The sequence below is a fragment of the Pseudomonas tremae genome (assembly GCF_001401155.1).
In the GTDB taxonomy this organism is placed as follows: domain Bacteria; phylum Pseudomonadota; class Gammaproteobacteria; order Pseudomonadales; family Pseudomonadaceae; genus Aquipseudomonas; species Aquipseudomonas tremae.
The window spans coordinates 24,947-41,431 of the sequence record NZ_LJRO01000486.1 but is presented as its reverse complement, the minus strand read 5'-3'; the positions used below and the strand labels follow the sequence as shown (position 1 = coordinate 41,431).

The window sequence follows — 16,485 nt, the reverse complement described above, 5'->3', positions numbered from 1 at the left end:
GCGGGCGGCTTGATCCATCACGGTTGACTCCTGTTTCAACCCGCCCAGCGTCGGCAGTTGCCGGCCTCAAGTCAAGAAGCAGCGAAAAAGCGATTGATACAGTGTGCAACAGAGCGCGCACCATCCTCGTCGTCCAGGTGCAAATGATGCCCTCCACTCAGCCGTGCAACGTCGAAAGGCAGACCAGACAGCAGCTCATGTTTTTTCGCCAGCATGCCGTCCGACGCAATCACCAATTGTGTCGGACAGCGAATGCCATGAACGAACGCCATTGCCTGTTGCTCTGTAAAACGTATCGCGGAGGGCAAGGTCAGGCGGCTGTCGCTGCGCCACGTGTAACCGCCCGGCACTGGCATCAAACCACGCAGAGCAAGCAGCTCTGCCGCCTCGCGACTGACCGCCAGCGCGCCTTTCATGCGCGCCTGAACGGCTCGTTCCTGATCCTGATAGACCGGTTTTTTCTTGCTCGACAGCGCCAGTTGCGCCTGCAGGGCTGCGCCCATGCGCTCGGCGGCGGACTGGGGTTCACCGGTCAGCGGCACAAGCCCGTCAATCAGTGCAAGACGCGTAACCCGCTCGGGCAACGAGCTTGCGAGCAACACCGAAATAATCGCCCCCAGCGAATGCCCCAGCAGGGCAAAGCGTTGCCAGCCCATGTGCTCGGCGACCTGCAACACGTCAAACACGTAGTCGGCCAGAGCGTAGGCAGCACCTGCCGGGCGATGGTCGGAGTAGCCATGCCCGGCCAGGTCCAGCGCCACGATCCGCAACCCTTCAAGGCGCGGGGCCAGCCGGGCAAAACTGTTAGCGTTGTCGAGCCAGCCATGCAGCGCGATGACAGGCTGGCCGTCTTCAGGACCAGACAAATAAGCAGCCAGTTCGATATGGCCCAGGCTCAAGCGCACTTCCTCGACAGCCTGCCTCATGCGCCAGCCCGCTGCACATGTCGTGCGTCCCAGCGGACGAACAAAGACTTGAGTAATTGCGCCGTCTCATCGGGGCGCTCCAATGGAAACATGTGCCCTCCGGGCATCGTCAAGTATTCCCCTTCGCGCATGCGGCGGGCCAGGTAGCCATGATGCGGCATGATCACCCGGCTGTGCTTGCCGCGCACCATCGCCAGCGGCACCTTGAGCTGACGCGAAGGCAACGGGCTGGTATGCGGAATGCTACGATAAATGCTGATCTCTGTCGCCGGATCGAAGCGCAGCCGAAGTTGTTCGCCGTCATGCTGTAAGCCGTGCTGCAGGTAAGCAGCGAGGCAGTCGGGGTCGAAGCGGCGAAACAGGCTCTTGCTGGAAAAATAGGTACGGGCGGCATCCATGTCGACAAACGCTTCGCGACGCCCCAATGTGCGACCTGCAGGGGTGATACGGTCAATGAAACCCAGGCGCTTGGCCGCACGAATGAACAACTGATCGGCCAGCCCCAGCACTGGCGAGTCCAGCATCACCACCCCCCGATAGAGTTCCGGGCAACGTAACGCGGCATGCAGATGCAGCACACCGCCCAGAGAGTGCCCGACACCCCATACCGGGCCCGACTGCTCGCGCAAATGATGAATCAGTTCATCGACCAGACTCAGCCAGTTGTCGTCCACTGGAAAGCGCGGGTCATGCGCGTGTTGTTCAAGCCGCGCCACCTGGTATTCCGGGGCAAGTGCCGAAAAAAGCTTGCTGTAGGTCGCCGAAGGAAAGCCATTGGCGTGAGCGAAGAACACCGGTTGCGACATGCCGATACTTCCATGAGCGGGCGAGTCAAGATTGTGCGCAGCCTCTTTGCAGAACGGCAATGACCGGAACCGCCATCGCAGGTGACACTCCGGCCATCCTCGGTGCCCGAAGGATGACAGGAAGAGCGCGGTCAGTGTGCAGGTGGCTCCTGGCCATGCGGCACCACTGCAACTGTCAAGCGTGAAATGCAGCTCAGCTTGCCTTCGTCAGTGCTGATGCGAATATCCCAGACATGAGTGGTACGACCGATGTGTACAGGGCGTACGACCCCGGTCACGCGTCCGGTGCGCACCCCACGCAAATGGTTGGCGTTGACCTCGAGCCCGACGCAGAAATGCGTCTTCGGGTCGACCATCAGGTAACTGGCCATCGAGCCCAGCGATTCAGCCAGCACGACCGAGGCACCGCCATGCAGCAGACCGAACGGCTGGTGAGTTCGTTGATCAACCACCATGCTCGCCGTCATGGAGTCTTCGGTGAACGACTCGAAACGAATGTCGAGCACTTCGCCGATGGTGTTTTTCTGGGCCGCCATAAGGGTTTCGATGTCGGGAGCCTGACGCCACATGCTCATTTCAAATCCTTTTATAAAAGGTTGCACTTGCTTCACAAGAGCGAGGTCGATGTTCGGACAGCCCGTTCAGACGTGCCGAACGCTGTTGAGTGTCATGGTGCCGGCGGCCACGAACTCGCCTTCCAGCTCGGCCAGGCTGGCAGTACTCATGGGCTCGGCCTGCTGCGCGCTACCATGTGCCAGCACGCCGATCAGCTCACCCACCAGAGGCTGATGACTGACCAGCAGCACTTCGTCAACGCCGAGTGTCTCGAGCTGTGCCAGTACCTGACGCGGGCTGCCGTCAGGCGTCAGCCAGGGCACTGTCACGACCGGCGCGTCGAAACCCAGAGACTGACGCACCAGTTCGGCGGTTTGCTGAGCGCGAACATAAGGGCTGGCAAGAATCCGCTGCACTGGCTTACCCGTCAGGTGCATGGCGCTTTTCTGCACTTCCTCACGACCATGGGCCGTCAACTCACGCTCTGCGTCACTGCGCGCGCGCGACTGTGCTTCGCCATGGCGCAATACCCAGACCTTCATGACTTGGGCTCCTCATCACGCACCGGGTGCGTTGCTGGCGCAACGTGATGTGCGGCCTCGCCATCCGGATCCCGAGGCGCAGGCCAGTCAGCGAACGGCCAAGGCTTCTGGTCACTGTGAAAGCTCCCGAAACGACCGATCTGCGCCAGATACTGGCTGAGGCTGTCACCGAAATTCATCAGGCTGCCGCTCGGCGCGCCATAGATCAGGCGATACCCCAACTGCACCAGTACCACGACCGCCAGAACGATCTGAGCCACGTGCCATACGCCCAGGAACAGCAGCATCCATAGAACGCGTAGCAGAATCGACTCGTTATGCTGGATCTTCGACTCGTTCAAAACCTTCTCCCTGAGCAAACTGAATTCAATTGAAACCGGTGATCGAAATGAAATCGACGTCTGTCTTGGGTTCGGCGCGCATCAGTGCCTCAATGACCTGGCTGAGCGTGCGGCCTTCAAAAAGAATCGCATGCAGTCCGGCGACCAGCGGCATGTAGACCTGCACCTCCTGAGCCTTGACCTTGAGCACCTTGAGCGTGTTTACACCCTCGGCCACTTCGCCCAGGCGAGTCACCGCCTCCTCCAGAGACAGGCCCTGCCCCAAGGCAAACCCGACCTGATAATTACGGCTTTTAGGCGAAGAACAGGTCACGATCAGATCGCCCACCCCCGCCAGCCCCAGAAAGGTCATCGGATTGGCGCCCTGACTGACGGCAAAACGGGTCATTTCCGCCAGCGCACGGGTAATCAGCATGCTTTTGGTGTTTTCGCCCATCTCCAGCGCAACGGCCATGCCGGCAATGATCGCGTAGACGTTCTTCAAGGCACCGCCCAGCTCGACGCCAAAACGGTCATTGCTGGCATAGACGCGAAATGTCCTGCCGTGCAAGGCAGCCTGAACCTGCTCACACAGCGCCTCGTCTTCGCTGGCCACCACGGTGGCAGTCAATGCATGTTCGGCGATCTCGCGGGCCAGATTCGGACCGGACAAGACCCCGATGCGAGCCTGAGGGACGATCTCTTCCAGAATCTGGCTCATGAGCTTGAAACTCTGCGCCTCGATGCCTTTGGTCAGGCTCACCAGCATCTTGCCGCTCAGGCACTCGACGTGAGGCGACAGTACCGAGCGCAGGGCACTTGATGGCAGTGCGACGAAAATGAGTTCGCTGCCTTCGAGTACCGCGGTGAGGTCAGTCACCGGCTCGACTTCAGGGCGAACCTTGATGCCTTTAAGGTAACGAGGGTTCTCGCGATTGACGCGAATGGCCTCCGCCTGCTCCGGATCGCGCATCCACTGGCGAACCTGATGACCGTTCTCGGCCAGCAGATTTGCAATGGCAGTACCGAAACTGCCACCACCAAGAACCGCAACTGGTTGCTGTGTGGTCATAGAACTATCCATCCAGTGCCATCAAGTGGCGATCTCTGCATTATACGGAGCGGCGGAGCATCGGCCAGCAGCAAACGCTGACAACGCATGCATCACTGACACCTTGTCGGGGATAACGTGCCACAGAGAAGTACACGCACACTGGCAACCGACGTCATCTCGGTTAACATGCACGCATACCATTTGCACATTCTGCAATCAACAGGGACACCGAGCGCACAGGCATGGACGCATACACCGGATTCAAGCTGCACCGTCTTGCCTGCAGGGCGTCCAGCCGATGACGTTTCGGCATTGGGACATCAATACCCGCACGCAGATCATAAGCCTCGGGCCTGCCCTGCTGCTGACGGCTCTACTCATAGGCTTTTTCACCTTCGTGCGTATTCAGGACCTGCGTGAGGAGCTCAACCACACCGGTCAATTGATCGCCAATCAACTGGCTCCGGCGGTAGAGCCAGGCGTTACGGCTGGCGATATCGAGGGCCTGAAGCCCCTGATGCGTGCGACCCTGTCCATGCCTGGCGTGCGTTATGTGGAAATTCAGGACAGTTCCAACACGGTCATGGTGTACATAGACCAGCCACGCGAACAGGAGCCGCAGGCCAGGCAGATGGAAATCTTCCAGGCCCCTGTCCGTGCGTCGCACGCCTTGCTGCATGGCAAACCCGCCACTGTGTCTCAGGACTATCTGGGCAGGGTTCTTGTAGGCATGTCCAGCGAGGCGTTCAGCCAGCGCCAGCAGGAAATACTGCTCAAGGCCGCAATCCTCGCGTTGTGCGCACTGGCGTTTACCTTCCTGCTGGCCCGGCGGCTGGCCTTGAGCCTGTCGAGCCCGATCAGTCGGATGGGCGAGGCACTCAAGGCCATTCAGCAAGGGGATTACCACACGCCTTTGCCCGTGAGCGACGACGCCGAACTCGGTGCGCTGGCGCGGCACATCAATAATCTGGCCGAAAACCTCCACCGCACCAGCCTCGAACAGCAACGTTCTGTGGCCCAGTTGATCCAGACGCGCGAGGAAGCCGAGCAGGCCAACCGCGCCAAGTCGGATTTTCTGGCGATGATGAGTCACGAGCTGCGCACGCCCATGAACGGCGTGCTGGGCATGCTGCAACTGCTGGAAACCACGCGCATGACCGATGAGCAGAGCGAATATGCGACATTGGCAACCGAGTCCACTGAACACCTGCTGCGGGTTATCAACGATATTCTCGACTTCTCGCGTATCGAGCGTGATGCCCTGCAGATGGAGGGCATCGCGTTTAATCTGGTCGAGTTGATCAACGCCTCGACGCATGCGTTCAATCACAGCGCCCTGCAACGCAAACTGTCACTGGAGCTGAAGATAAAGCCGGGGCTGGAGGCACTTGCGGTCATCGGCGATCCGACCCGGATTCGTCAGATCCTGGTGAACCTGATAGGCAACGCACTGAAATTCACCGAACAGGGCAAGGTCTGCGTCGAGGCCGACTGGGCGATGCTCGACGAAGATCATCTGAGGTTTACCTGCAAGGTACACGACAGCGGCATCGGCATAGATGCAGAGCGTCTGGAGTCCATGTTCGACGCTTTCAAACAGGCCGACAGCTCGATCTCCCGGCGTTACGGCGGGACCGGGCTGGGGCTGCCGATTGCACGCACCCTGGCCGAACGAATGGGTGGAACCTTGCATGCCCAGAGCGAAGAAGGTGCGGGGTCGGTCTTCACGCTGCAAATTCCCCTGCCAGTCTCGCGCAATGCCCCGGTCGATATCATTGAACCGCTGTCAGTACTTGATGCGCAGGGCAAGGCGCGCCGCATATTGCTGGTCGAAGACAACCCGGTGAACCGAACCGTGGTTCAAGCCATGCTGCATAATCTGGGTTGCGAGGTCGAAGTCGCGGTCGATGGCGTCGAGGCGGTGGCGAAAGCCGGGGTGGGAAAATATGCACTGATCCTGATGGATTGCCGACTGCCGGTCATGGATGGATATGAAGCGACACGCAGAATCAGGCAACTTTCCGGGCTGGAGCGAATCCCAATCATCGCGCTGACTGCCAATGCGTTGCAGGGTGATCGGGATGCCTGCCTGCAGGCCGGCATGGACGATTACCTGCCAAAGCCTTTCAAACATGCTGATTTACAGCAGGTTTTACAGCGCTGGTTGTCTTTTCAAGCATCTGCGACTGGCGATAAATGTTAAATTGCGGCAGTCTTGACACCCATATCGGCCCGTAAAATCGGCTGGCCGATAAAATTCAGTGTACAGGTGTACCTTGATTTCACCTGAGCTGTGACTTTCATTACAACGCAACAGTCTATGAGTAGGCTGCCGGACAGGGTCCTGGCGAATGAGTGCGCCAGAACCGACGTTCGAGCCAGTGGCGCCACAACCTGCCGCACAAGATTATTGAGGAGCTCGCATGACCAAACAACACGCCTTTACCCGGGAAGACCTGCTGCGCTGCAGTCGCGGCGAGCTGTTCGGCCCAGGTAATGCGCAATTGCCCGCCCCCAACATGCTCATGGTTGATCGCATCACCCATATCAGCGAAGAAGGCGGCAAGTTCGGCAAAGGTGAATTGGTCGCAGAGCTGGATATCAATCCTGACCTGTGGTTCTTCGCCTGCCACTTCGAAGGTGATCCGGTCATGCCCGGCTGCCTCGGACTCGATGCCATGTGGCAGCTGGTTGGCTTCTATCTTGGCTGGCAGGGCAATCCCGGCCGCGGCCGTGCTCTGGGTTCGGGCGAAGTCAAATTTTTTGGTCAGGTGCTGCCTACCGCCAAAAAAGTCACTTACAACATTCATATCAAGCGCGTCCTGAAAGGCAAACTGAACCTGGCCATTGCCGACGGTTCAGTGAGTGTCGACGGTCGTGAAATCTATACCGCCGAAGGCCTTCGGGTCGGCGTGTTTACTTCCACTGAAAATTTCTAAGGGTACTCGCATGCGCCGCGTCGTTATCACTGGTCTGGGTATTGTTTCCTGCTTGGGCAATGACAAAGAGACCGTCACCGCTAACCTGCGTGCTAACCGCCCTGGCATCCGCTTCAACCCGGAATATGCCGAAATGGGTCTGCGCAGCCAGGTTTCCGGCTCCATCGACCTGAATCTGGAAGAGCTGATCGATCGCAAGATCTATCGCTTCGTCGGCCACGCGGCTGCCTACGCCTACCTGGCGATGAAAGACGCGATTGTCGACTCTGGCTTGAGTGATGATCAGGTGTCCAACGTTCGCACCGGCCTGATTGCCGGCAGCGGCGGCGCCTCGACGCTGAACCAGATGGAAGCGCTGGACACCCTGCGTGAGAAAGGCGTAAAGCGCGTGGGCCCATATCGCGTAACGCGGACCATGGGTAGCACCGTTTCGGCCTGCCTGGCCACGCCATTCAAGATCAAGGGCGTCAACTATTCCATCTCGTCCGCCTGCGCCACCAGCGCTCACTGCATCGGCAACGCTGTCGAGCAGATCCAGCTGGGCAAGCAGGACATCGTCTTTGCTGGCGGTGGTGAAGAAGAGCACTGGAGCCAGTCGTTCCTGTTCGACGCGATGGGCGCGCTGTCCACCCAGTACAACGAAACACCGGAAAAAGCCTCCCGCGCCTACGACGCCAAGCGTGACGGTTTCGTGATTGCCGGCGGTGGCGGCATGGTCGTCGTCGAAGAGCTCGAGCACGCACTGGCTCGTGGCGCAAAAATCTACGCAGAAATCGTGGGTTACGGCGCTACATCCGACGGCTACGACATGGTTGCGCCGAGCGGTGAAGGTGCAATTCGCTGCATGCAGATGGCGCTGGCCGACGTCGACAAGAACGACATCGACTACCTCAACACCCACGGCACTTCGACGCCAGTCGGTGACGCCAAGGAAATGGAAGGTGTGCGCGAAGTTTTCGGCGCCAACGCTCCTGCCATCAGCTCCACTAAAAGTCTGTCAGGCCACTCATTGGGCGCCGCCGGCGTTCACGAAGCGATCTACTGCCTGCTGATGATGGAGAACAACTTCATCGCCGGCTCCGCAAACATCGACGAGCTGGACCCTGCAATTGCCGACATGCCTATCCTGCTCAAAACCCGTGAAGATGCAAAAATCGACCTGGTCATGAGCAACAGCTTCGGTTTTGGCGGCACCAACGCCACGCTGGTATTGAAGCGCTGGCAGGGCAAGTAACACGGCCCTCGCAACACAAAAAAAGGCGCCTTTCAAAGGCGCCTTTTTTTATGCCTGAAGGGTTGGGAGATTGGGCCTCGGCCCGAAGGGCGTGGGAGCGAACGTGTTCGCGATCTGCCGGGAGCCGGCAGCAAAACCGGTAGATACGGCAAATCAGGCACAAGTCTTCAACCAGCTCTGGGGCCGCGCCCTTCAGGTAGAGGCCACGTTTCCGAGGGCCTCAAGACATAGGTATAACGCCGAGCGAAAGCACCTTAACCGAACACTTCACCCAGCAGGTCATGCATCGATTTGAAGGCGCGTCCAGCCACTTTGGCGTCGTACATCATCATGCCCGGCACGTTGGCGTGCGGGTCGGTGAATGAGTGGAAGGCACCGCCGTAGCTATGCAATTGCCAGTCAACACCGGCAGCGTTCATTTCATCTTCAAAAGCAGGCAACTGCTCTTTCGGCACCAGTGGGTCGGAAGCACCATGCAGGACCAGCACCGAACCCTTGATATTGTTGGCGTCAGCAGGGTTGGGCGTGTCCAGCGTGCCATGAAACGAAATGGCAGCTTTCAGATCGGCACCGGTGCGCGCCAGTTCCAGTGAACAGCAGCCACCGAAGCAGAAACCGAAGGTCGCAATCTGCTTGGTATCCAGCGACACATCAGCCTGACTCAGCAGCTGATCAAGACCTGCCTGCATGCGCTTGCGCAACAAGGCGCGGTCGTTCTTGAGAGGCGTCATGGCAGCGCCCGCCTCGTCATTGTTACCAGGGCGCACCTGCTGACCATAAAGGTCAGCCAGCAGAACCACATAGCCTTTCGCGGCGACCGCCCTGGCAATCTCCTCGGCACCCTGACTGACGCCCATCCAGTTGGGCGCCATCAGCAGGCCCGGTTGTGGCGCAACAGCGTCAACGTCATACACCAGACGACTTTCATAAGGCTGGCCATCAATCTGATAGACCACAGAACGTACATTGATATTGCTGCTCATTGCTGACTCCTGATCACTGGAAACACAAAAGACGTGTTAAGGGACTGAAACAAAAAACCCGCCGAAGCGGGTTTCTTGTCAATCGGCTATCAAACCGACAGTTCTACCAACAGCTTGTTCAAACGGCGTACATAAGCGGCCGGATCTTTCAGGCTGTCGCCAGCAGCCAGAGCCGCCTGATCGAACAGGATGTGCGACAGATCGCCAAAACGCTCTTCGCTCTGCTCGGCATCAAGCTTGTCGATCAGCGGGTGAGCCGGGTTGAACTCGAAGATCGGCTTGGAATCCGGAACCTTCTGCCCACTGGCTTCCAGAATCTGACGCATCTGCAGACCCATATCCTGCTCGCCGATGGCCAGAATTGCCGGGGAATCAGTCAGGCGGTGGGAGACACGAACTTCACTCACCGACTCACCAAGCGCAGCCTTCAGACGCTCGATCAGGCCTTCCTTGTCCTTGGCGCTCTCTTCCTGGGCTTTCTTGTCCTCTTCGGAATCGAGGTTGCCCAGATCAAGGTCGCCACGCGCAACATCAACGAAGCTCTTGCCATCGAACTCGTTCAGGTAGCTCATCAGCCACTCGTCGATACGATCGGTCAGCAGAAGGACTTCAATGCCCTTCTTGCGGAACACTTCGAGGTGCGGGCTGTTCTTGACCTGCGCGTAGGATTCACCAGTAAGGTAGTAGATCTTGTCCTGACCTTCCTTGGCGCGCGCCAGGTATTCGGCCAGACCAACGCTCTGCTCGCCACCGTCGACAGACGTCGAGGCGAAACGCAGCAGACCGGCGATCTTCTCTTTGTTGGCGAAGTCTTCCGCCGGGCCTTCCTTGAGGACCTGACCGAAATTCTTCCAGAAACCCTTGTACTGCTCGGGCTCGTTCTTCGCCAGCTTCTCCAGCATATCCAGCACGCGCTTGGTCAGCGCAGACTTCATCGAATCGATGATCGGGTCTTTTTGCAGGATTTCGCGGGAAACGTTCAGCGACAGGTCGTTGGAGTCGACCACACCCTTGACGAAGCGCATGTACAGGGGCAGGAACGACTCGGCCTGATCCATGACGAATACGCGCTGTACATAAAGCTTAAGGCCACGCGGCGCTTCACGCTGATACAGATCAAACGGGGCACGTGCCGGCACGTACAGCAGCGAGGTGTATTCCAGCTTGCCTTCGACCTTGTTGTGGCTCCAGCTCAGCGGGTTCTCGAAATCATGGGCAACGTGCTTGTAGAATTCCTGATACTCCTCGTCCTTCACCTCGGCGCGAGGGCGGGTCCAGAGTGCGCTGGCGCGGTTGACGGTCTCCCACTCCAGCGCTGGTGTCTCTTCGCCTTCGGCTGCCGGAGCCTGCTCTTTGGGCAGCTCGATTGGCAGAGCAATGTGGTCGGAGTATTTCTTGATGATATTGCGCAAACGGTAACCGTCTGCGAACTCATCTTCGCCGTTTTTCAGGTGCAGCACGATACGCGTACCACGTTCGGCCTTCTCGACGTTGGCAACTTCAAACTCGCCCTCGCCTTTGGAGGACCAGTGAACGCCTTCGCTGGATGGTGTACCGGCGCGACGGCTGAACACTTCTACCTGATCGGCAACGATGAATGCCGAGTAGAAACCCACACCGAACTGACCGATCAGGTGCGAATCCTTCTTCTGGTCGCCCGACAGGTTTTTCATGAAATCGGCGGTACCGGACTTCGCGATGGTGCCCAGATGGGTAATCACATCTTCACGGCTCATACCGATGCCGTTGTCTTCAAGGGTAACGGTCTTCGCATCCTTGTCGAAACTCACGCGAATCTTGAGCTCGGCACCGCCTTCCAGCAGCTCGGGCTTCGACAACGCTTCAAAACGCAATTTGTCGACCGCGTCAGACGCGTTCGAGATCAATTCGCGAAGGAAAATTTCCTTGTTGGAATACAGCGAATGGATCATGAGGTGCAGCAGTTGCTTTACCTCGGTCTGGAAGCCCAGGGTTTCCTTTTGAGTTTCCACACTCATAATCATCAAACTCCGATCTGGATGGTATAAGCCGTCACAATCAGGCGTAAGCCCCGTGACAGCGGGTAGTCTTCAAGGTGGGGGCTGGCTTGGGGATTTCAAGAGCAGGAAATGTCAGAGCTCTGTTCAATGCGCCCGAATGCGACGCAAAACGAGTGGCTGAGTGGCGCCTCGCAACCTTCCCGATCCTGTCCACCTCACGGCGCTGTAACGCCCGCGGAACAACCGCTTCGGATATTCTGCTCGCGTCTGGAACTTAAAGGGTTGGCGCACGCTCTTAGCCACGTGAATAATCAATAAGGAGAAACACCCCATGCGTAAATCTTTAGCCTATGCCCTGATGCTTTCTGCCACCCTGGGCCTTGCTGCCTGTGACAAAAAGTCCGAAAACACCCAGCAAGATGCCAACAAGGCAGCTCAGCAGTCCCAGGAGTCGATGGAAAAGGCTCAGGACAAAGTGAATGACGCCGCCAAGGAAAGCCAGGAAGCTGCTCAGAAAAACGCAGAAGCCGCACAGCAGCGCGCCGCAGAAAACGCCAACAAGGCGCCGGAAGCAGCACCAGCCACCAAGTAAGGCTGGCATGCTCGCAAAACAAGAAAGGCCCGCTTTGAGCGGGCCTTTTCATTGAGCACGATTTAGCCGGTAATCCTTTACCGCAACGCCTGAGCGTTCAGGCTAGCGCCTCGCTGCGCTTGCCCATGACCCGGTCGACAACCACAGCACCCGCCAGGGTGATGACCGAAGGCACCAGCCACGCCAGCCCCTGATCACTCAGCGGCATGCTGGTCAGCGCGCTCGGCAGGTATTCACCGAATCCTGCGCCCTTCAGCGCGTCGATGAGGCCAAAAACGAAAGAAACCAGCATGACAGGCGCAACCACCCTGCCCTGACTCTGCCAGAGCCCTTTGCAGAAGCTCAGCGCGACCAGCACGATGCACGGTGGATAAATAGCCGTCAGCACCGGAATCGAAAACTGGATCAGCCTGGTCAGCCCCAGATTGGAGACCAGCAGAGAGAACACCGCCAGAATGATCACCAGCGTTCGGTAGGACAACGGCAACACTTTGGCAAAGTATTCGGCGCAAGCGCAGGTCAGGCCCACTGCCGTGACCAGACAAGCCAGTGAAATCAGCACGGCAAGAAACCCACTGCCCAGCGAACCGAAGGTGTGCTGCACGTAAGCATGCAGGACCGCGGCGCCGTTGCTGGCGCCAGCCGCAACCGCATGACTGCCGGAGCCCAGACGAAACAGGCTGACATACACCAGCGCCAGCCCGACCCCGGCAATCAGCCCCGCGATGATCGCGTAGCGGGTGATCAGACGCGGCGACTCGACACCGCGCGAGCGGATGGCATTGACGATGACGATCCCGAAAACCAGCGCACCCAAAGTGTCCATCGTCAGGTAGCCATTGATGAAGCCCTGAGAAAACGGTGCAGCGGCATAAGCCGGCTCAGCCTCCCCGGTTACACCCGCAGGCAAGGCAAATGCCGCGATGCCCAGCACCGACAGCGCAATGATCTTGAGCGGGGCCAGAAAGCGTCCGACCGTGTCCAGCAACCGGCCCGGATACAGAGAAACCCAGAACACCACCAGAAAATACACCAGACTGTAGAGGAACAGCGCCAATGGGCTGTCGCCCGTCAACGGCGCAAGACCGACTTCAAACGACACAGTCGCCGTGCGTGGGGTCGCAAACAAAGGACCGACCGCCAGATAGCAGACCGCCGCGAGCGCGCCACCTGCAATCTTGCCGATCGGGCTGCTCAACGCATCCATCGCGCCGCCGACCTTGGCCAGAGCGATCACCGTGATGACCGGCAAGCCGACCGCCGTGACCAGAAAACCCAACGCCGCTATCCATACGTGCGGCCCGGCCTGCAGGCCCACGATGGGCGGAAAGATAATGTTGCCTGCCCCGACAAACAGGGCAAATGTCATGAAACCGAGTGCCAGGATGTCCTGACCTTTCAAAACTTTCATTACGAGGGACCACACGAAGTCGAAATAAGGGATGGGACGTCACCCATGGATGGGGCAGACGCAGCCCGTCGGCGTAAGACGTGGCAGTACCTTGCGAAACGCCCCTCGTGAGGGCCCCGCAAAAACGTCGCACAGGGTAGCCAACTTCGACCGAAAATGCACTGTCTCAGGGCGCATCGCCCGACGACGCACCCTTAAACGGCAGTCGAACAAACTGCTGGTTATTCGGAAATGTCCGACAGACCAAGCGTTGATAGGTGGGTAGATTGACTGGCATCTCTGCTGTCGATGAATCATCTCCATGCCCGAAGCGAAAACCCGGCCTGCGGTTCTCACCCCTGCCCTGTATACGCCACGCCTTGCACTGCTGCCGTTGCAGATCGAAGACGCACCTGCCATGCAGATCCTGTTCAATCACTGGGAGGTCGTGCGCTATCTGACTCATCACGTGCCCTGGCCCTACCCTGAGGGCGAAGCTCTGCGCTATCTGCGCGAGGACGCCCTGCCTGCGATGCAGGAGGGGGAAGAATGGCACTGGTCGATTCGACTGCGCAGTAATCAGCAGCAGCTGATCGGCAGCGCATGCATGATGGACGAAGAGGATAACAACCGGGGCTTCTGGCTTTCGCCGGCCTATCAGGGGCTAGGCCTTATGTCTGAAGTCTGCGTTGCGATTGACCGCTTCTGGTTTGAAACATTGAGCCGCCCGGTTCTGCGCGTGGCCAAATCAGCCTTGAATGAGGCTTCATGTCGCCTGTCGCAGCGCGAGGGCATGCGCCTTGTAACCGTTCAGGAATCGCAATTTGTCTGCGGCATGACGAAGGAGCAAATATGGGAACTGACGCAGGACGAATGGCTGGAAAAAAACAGCGGGTAGCCAGGCTGGCCTGAACACCCCCGATGAGGCTTATCACACGCCCAAACAAAAGCCACCCGAAGGTGGCTTTTGTCGATTGCTCGAATCAGTAAGCGAAGCTTACTTGGTCGGCCAACCAGTCAGCTCGGCCAGGGCCTTGCCGATGTCTGCCAGGGAGCGCACGGTTTTCACACCAGCGTCCTGCAGTGCAGCGAATTTCTCGTCTGCAGTACCTTTGCCACCGGAGATGATTGCACCGGCATGGCCCATGCGCTTGCCCGGAGGAGCAGTCACACCTGCGATGTAGGAAACAACCGGCTTGGTCACGTGAGCCTTGATGTAGGCAGCCGCTTCTTCTTCAGCCGAACCGCCGATCTCGCCGATCATGACGATCGCTTCGGTCTGCGGGTCTTCCTGGAACAGCTTCAGGATGTCGATGAAGTTCGAACCCGGGATCGGGTCACCACCGATACCGACGCAGGTGGACTGACCGAAACCGGCGTCAGTGGTCTGCTTCACAGCTTCGTAAGTCAGGGTGCCGGAACGCGACACGATGCCTACTTTGCCTGGCAAGTGGATGTGACCTGGCATTATGCCAATCTTGCACTCGCCTGGAGTGATGACGCCTGGGCAGTTTGGACCGATCAGGACCACACCCAGTTCGTCACACTTGACCTTGGCTTCGAGCATGTCGATGGTCGGGATGCCTTCGGTGATGCAGACGATCAGCTTGATGCCGCCGAACGCTGCTTCAAGGATGGAATCCTTGCAGAAAGGAGCTGGAACGTAGATAACGCTGGCAGTTGCGCCAGTGGTGTCTACCGCTTCTTTCACAGTGTTGAACACTGGCAGGTTCAGGTGCGTGGTGCCGCCTTTGCCTGGAGTCACGCCGCCGACCATTTTGGTGCCGTAGGCAATGGCTTGTTCGGAGTGGAAAGTACCTTGCGAACCAGTGAAGCCCTGGCAGATAACCTTGGTGTCTTTATTGATCAGGACGCTCATTACTTGCCCTCCGCGGCTTTGACAACTTGTTGAGCAGCGTCGGTCAGGCTGGTAGCAGCGATGATGTTCAAACCGCTTTCTGCCAGTACTTTAGCGCCCAGTTCAGCGTTGTTGCCTTCAAGGCGAACAACAACCGGGATTTTCACGCCGACTTCTTTCACTGCACCGATGATGCCTTCGGCAATCATGTCGCAACGAACGATGCCGCCGAAGATGTTGACCAGTACTGCGGCGACATTGGTGTCGGACAGGATGATCTTGAACGCTTCGGTAACGCGTTCCTTGGTGGCGCCGCCGCCAACGTCAAGGAAGTTCGCAGGCTTGCCGCCATGCAGGTTGACGATGTCCATGGTACCCATGGCCAGGCCAGCACCGTTAACCATGCAACCGATGTTGCCTTCCAGCGCTACGTAGTTCAGTTCGAACTTGGCAGCGTGAGCTTCGCGAGGATCGTCCTGCGAAGGATCGTGGAAGCCCTTCAGCTTTGGCTGACGGTACATGGCGTTGGCATCGATGTTGATCTTGGCGTCAAGGCAGTGCAGATCGCCGTCAGCCTTGATCACCAGCGGGTTCACTTCCAGCAGAGCCAGATCGTGGTCCTGGAACAGCTTGGCCAGGCCGGTGAAGATCTTGGCGAACTGAGTGACCTGCTTGCCTTCCAGGCCAAGCTGGAAAGCCAGATCGCGGCCCTGGAATGGCTGTGCGCCAACCAGTGGATCGATAGTAGCCTTGAGAATCTTTTCAGGAGTGTCGTGAGCGATCTTCTCGATGTCCACGCCACCTTCGGTGGAGGCCATGAACACGATACGACGGCTGGAACGGTCAACTACTGCGCCCAGATACAGCTCTTTGGCGATATCGGTGCAGGACTCGACCAGGATCTTGGTCACTGGCTGACCATTGGCGTCAGTCTGGTAAGTCACCAGACGCTTGCCCAGCCACTGTTGAGCGAAGGCTGCTGCATCTTCCTTGCTGCGAACCAGCTTTACGCCGCCCGCTTTACCACGACCACCCGCGTGAACCTGGGCTTTGACAACCCATTCGGTCCCGCCGATCTTGTCGCAGGCTTCCGCTGCTGCTTCCGGGGTGTCTACCGCGTAACCTTTGGATACTGGCAGGCCGTACTCAGCGAACAGCTGCTTACCCTGATACTCGTGAAGATTCATGCTTATTACCGTCTTCGTTTAGGTACTGCGCATTCGGTGCTGCACGTCAGCGTGCCGCACCACCTGTGACCGCTACTCCGGGTGGACTCCACAAGTGCCACTGGACACTCGATGAGCCGC

At 58.4% G+C, this 16,485-nt stretch carries 16 protein-coding genes; 5 read left to right on the top strand and 11 right to left on the bottom strand.

The genetic code is table 11. The annotated features are described in order from the left end of the window. Nucleotides 1-71: 71 nt before the first annotated feature. The 6 genes from ALO43_RS26995 to ALO43_RS26970 all read right to left on the bottom strand — a co-directional run bounded on the left by ALO43_RS26995 (nt 72) and on the right by ALO43_RS26970 (nt 4,221). Nucleotides 72-926, bottom strand: coding sequence for an alpha/beta hydrolase (locus tag ALO43_RS26995; RefSeq protein ID WP_053931293.1), 855 nt, complete (start codon nt 924-926; stop codon nt 72-74). Continuing rightward, complete coding sequence (locus tag ALO43_RS26990) at nt 923-1,732, bottom strand: alpha/beta fold hydrolase (RefSeq protein ID WP_005897044.1); 810 nt, start codon at nt 1,730-1,732, stop codon at nt 923-925. The genes ALO43_RS26995 and ALO43_RS26990 overlap by 4 nt, the downstream gene beginning before the upstream one ends. A gap of 131 nt (nt 1,733-1,863) precedes the next feature. Beyond that, on the bottom strand, nt 1,864-2,307 hold the full coding sequence (locus tag ALO43_RS26985) for a hotdog fold thioesterase (RefSeq protein WP_005897041.1): 444 nt from the start codon (nt 2,305-2,307) through the stop codon (nt 1,864-1,866). Between the two features lie 66 nt (nt 2,308-2,373). Further along, nucleotides 2,374-2,829, bottom strand: coding sequence for a phosphohistidine phosphatase SixA (gene sixA, locus ALO43_RS26980; RefSeq protein ID WP_005897036.1), 456 nt, complete (start codon nt 2,827-2,829; stop codon nt 2,374-2,376). Next, the gene (locus tag ALO43_RS26975; RefSeq protein ID WP_024669585.1) at nt 2,826-3,170 is read right to left on the bottom strand and encodes a DUF4389 domain-containing protein; all 345 of its coding nucleotides are present in this window, start codon (nt 3,168-3,170) and stop codon (nt 2,826-2,828) included. Before ALO43_RS26975 ends, sixA begins: the two co-directional genes overlap by 4 nt. A 25-nt stretch (nt 3,171-3,195) precedes the next feature. After that, complete coding sequence (locus ALO43_RS26970) at nt 3,196-4,221, bottom strand: NAD(P)H-dependent glycerol-3-phosphate dehydrogenase (RefSeq protein ID WP_024669584.1); 1,026 nt, start codon at nt 4,219-4,221, stop codon at nt 3,196-3,198. 280 nt (nt 4,222-4,501) lie between these two features. Between ALO43_RS26970 and ALO43_RS26965 the strand changes: the two genes are divergently transcribed. From ALO43_RS26965 to fabB, 3 genes are all read left to right on the top strand, one after another. After that, complete coding sequence (locus tag ALO43_RS26965; RefSeq protein ID WP_054989503.1) at nt 4,502-6,406, top strand: ATP-binding protein; 1,905 nt, start codon at nt 4,502-4,504, stop codon at nt 6,404-6,406. 220 nt (nt 6,407-6,626) lie between these two features. After that, nucleotides 6,627-7,142: a 3-hydroxyacyl-[acyl-carrier-protein] dehydratase FabA gene (gene fabA / locus ALO43_RS26960; protein WP_005897017.1), complete on the top strand. Its 516-nt coding sequence runs from the start codon at nt 6,627-6,629 to the stop codon at nt 7,140-7,142. Nucleotides 7,143-7,152: 10 nt separating this feature from the next. Beyond that, nucleotides 7,153-8,376 carry a beta-ketoacyl-ACP synthase I gene (gene fabB, locus ALO43_RS26955; RefSeq protein WP_005897014.1) on the top strand — a complete coding sequence of 408 codons (1,224 nt, stop codon included), beginning with the start codon at nt 7,153-7,155 and terminating at the stop codon, nt 8,374-8,376. 254 nt (nt 8,377-8,630) lie between these two features. Here the strand turns inward: fabB and ALO43_RS26950 are convergent, their stop codons facing one another. Together ALO43_RS26950 and htpG are read right to left on the bottom strand one after the other, a co-directional pair. Further along, nucleotides 8,631-9,359 carry a dienelactone hydrolase family protein gene (locus ALO43_RS26950; RefSeq protein ID WP_054998420.1) on the bottom strand — a complete coding sequence of 243 codons (729 nt, stop codon included), beginning with the start codon at nt 9,357-9,359 and terminating at the stop codon, nt 8,631-8,633. 89 nt (nt 9,360-9,448) lie between these two features. Continuing rightward, nucleotides 9,449-11,356: a molecular chaperone HtpG gene (htpG, locus tag ALO43_RS26945; protein WP_005897009.1), complete on the bottom strand. Its 1,908-nt coding sequence runs from the start codon at nt 11,354-11,356 to the stop codon at nt 9,449-9,451. A 313-nt stretch (nt 11,357-11,669) separates the two neighbouring features. Between htpG and ALO43_RS26940 the strand changes: the two genes are divergently transcribed. Beyond that, nucleotides 11,670-11,930 carry a lipoprotein gene (locus ALO43_RS26940; RefSeq protein ID WP_005738079.1) on the top strand — a complete coding sequence of 87 codons (261 nt, stop codon included), beginning with the start codon at nt 11,670-11,672 and terminating at the stop codon, nt 11,928-11,930. 97 nt (nt 11,931-12,027) lie between these two features. Here ALO43_RS26940 and brnQ read toward each other — a convergent pair whose 3' ends face one another. Continuing rightward, complete coding sequence (gene brnQ / locus ALO43_RS26935; RefSeq protein WP_054998419.1) at nt 12,028-13,341, bottom strand: branched-chain amino acid transport system II carrier protein; 1,314 nt, start codon at nt 13,339-13,341, stop codon at nt 12,028-12,030. A 301-nt stretch (nt 13,342-13,642) separates the two neighbouring features. Here brnQ and ALO43_RS26930 point away from each other — a divergent pair, with 301 nt between their 5' ends. Then, nucleotides 13,643-14,218: a GNAT family N-acetyltransferase gene (locus tag ALO43_RS26930; RefSeq protein ID WP_024669579.1), complete on the top strand. Its 576-nt coding sequence runs from the start codon at nt 13,643-13,645 to the stop codon at nt 14,216-14,218. A 99-nt stretch (nt 14,219-14,317) separates the two neighbouring features. Here the strand turns inward: ALO43_RS26930 and sucD are convergent, their stop codons facing one another. Beyond that, complete coding sequence (sucD, locus tag ALO43_RS26925) at nt 14,318-15,199, bottom strand: succinate--CoA ligase subunit alpha (protein ID WP_024669578.1); 882 nt, start codon at nt 15,197-15,199, stop codon at nt 14,318-14,320. Beyond that, the gene (sucC, locus tag ALO43_RS26920; RefSeq protein ID WP_002552981.1) at nt 15,199-16,365 is read right to left on the bottom strand and encodes an ADP-forming succinate--CoA ligase subunit beta; all 1,167 of its coding nucleotides are present in this window, start codon (nt 16,363-16,365) and stop codon (nt 15,199-15,201) included. Before sucC ends, sucD begins: the two co-directional genes overlap by 1 nt. Between the last annotated feature and the right edge of the window lie 120 nt (nt 16,366-16,485).

Excerpts from the sequence above, each read along its gene's own strand:
- sucC (WP_002552981.1), bottom strand. The coding sequence starts at position 16,365 with ATGAATCTTCACGAGTATCAGGGTAAGCAGCTGTTCGCTGAGTACGGC.
- ALO43_RS26985 (WP_005897041.1), bottom strand. The coding sequence starts at position 2,307 with ATGAGCATGTGGCGTCAGGCTCCCGACATCGAAACCCTTATGGCGGCC.
- ALO43_RS26950 (WP_054998420.1), bottom strand. The coding sequence starts at position 9,359 with ATGAGCAGCAATATCAATGTACGTTCTGTGGTCTATCAGATTGATGGC.
- brnQ (WP_054998419.1), bottom strand. The coding sequence starts at position 13,341 with ATGAAAGTTTTGAAAGGTCAGGACATCCTGGCACTCGGTTTCATGACA.
- ALO43_RS26965 (WP_054989503.1), top strand. The coding sequence starts at position 4,502 with ATGACGTTTCGGCATTGGGACATCAATACCCGCACGCAGATCATAAGC.
- sixA (WP_005897036.1), bottom strand. The coding sequence starts at position 2,829 with ATGAAGGTCTGGGTATTGCGCCATGGCGAAGCACAGTCGCGCGCGCGC.
- htpG (WP_005897009.1), bottom strand. The coding sequence starts at position 11,356 with ATGAGTGTGGAAACTCAAAAGGAAACCCTGGGCTTCCAGACCGAGGTA.
- ALO43_RS26940 (WP_005738079.1), top strand. The coding sequence starts at position 11,670 with ATGCGTAAATCTTTAGCCTATGCCCTGATGCTTTCTGCCACCCTGGGC.
- ALO43_RS26990 (WP_005897044.1), bottom strand. The coding sequence starts at position 1,732 with ATGTCGCAACCGGTGTTCTTCGCTCACGCCAATGGCTTTCCTTCGGCG.
- ALO43_RS26995 (WP_053931293.1), bottom strand. The coding sequence starts at position 926 with ATGAGGCAGGCTGTCGAGGAAGTGCGCTTGAGCCTGGGCCATATCGAA.
- sucD (WP_024669578.1), bottom strand. The coding sequence starts at position 15,199 with ATGAGCGTCCTGATCAATAAAGACACCAAGGTTATCTGCCAGGGCTTC.
- fabA (WP_005897017.1), top strand. The coding sequence starts at position 6,627 with ATGACCAAACAACACGCCTTTACCCGGGAAGACCTGCTGCGCTGCAGT.
- ALO43_RS26930 (WP_024669579.1), top strand. The coding sequence starts at position 13,643 with ATGCCCGAAGCGAAAACCCGGCCTGCGGTTCTCACCCCTGCCCTGTAT.
- fabB (WP_005897014.1), top strand. The coding sequence starts at position 7,153 with ATGCGCCGCGTCGTTATCACTGGTCTGGGTATTGTTTCCTGCTTGGGC.
- ALO43_RS26970 (WP_024669584.1), bottom strand. The coding sequence starts at position 4,221 with ATGACCACACAGCAACCAGTTGCGGTTCTTGGTGGTGGCAGTTTCGGT.